This is a genomic window from Methylomonas sp. Kb3 (assembly GCF_002834115.1).
In the GTDB taxonomy this organism is placed as follows: domain Bacteria; phylum Pseudomonadota; class Gammaproteobacteria; order Methylococcales; family Methylomonadaceae; genus Methylomonas; species Methylomonas defluvii.
Genome location: NZ_PIZT01000062.1, coordinates 1 through 228, shown reverse-complemented (window position 1 = coordinate 228; position 228 = coordinate 1). Strand labels below are relative to the sequence as shown.

1 pseudogene is annotated in these 228 nt (G+C 51.3%); it reads right to left on the bottom strand.

Features of this window, described 5'->3' with window-relative positions:
* Positions 1-22 precede the first annotated feature (22 nt).
* Positions 23-228, bottom strand: a pseudogene (locus CWO84_RS25010) (hypothetical protein); the annotation flags it as partial.

Below are 228 nucleotides of genomic sequence, written 5' to 3'. Positions count from 1 at the left end.
GAAGCCTTCGCCATAAGCCTGATTACTCTGCTTCGGGCCTTGCCTCACGTTCAGCCAACACCGCTTTTTGGCGTTCATGTGCAGCCGCCATTTTGGTGACGAATTGAGTTTCGATCATATCCAGTGTTTCTTTGTCCAGCTTCAGTGAACCGTTGACCTCAACCTTATCGCGCCACTTATCGGGCTGACGGTTTTTCAGCCAGAATATCGCCGCTGTTGTATCTGGCG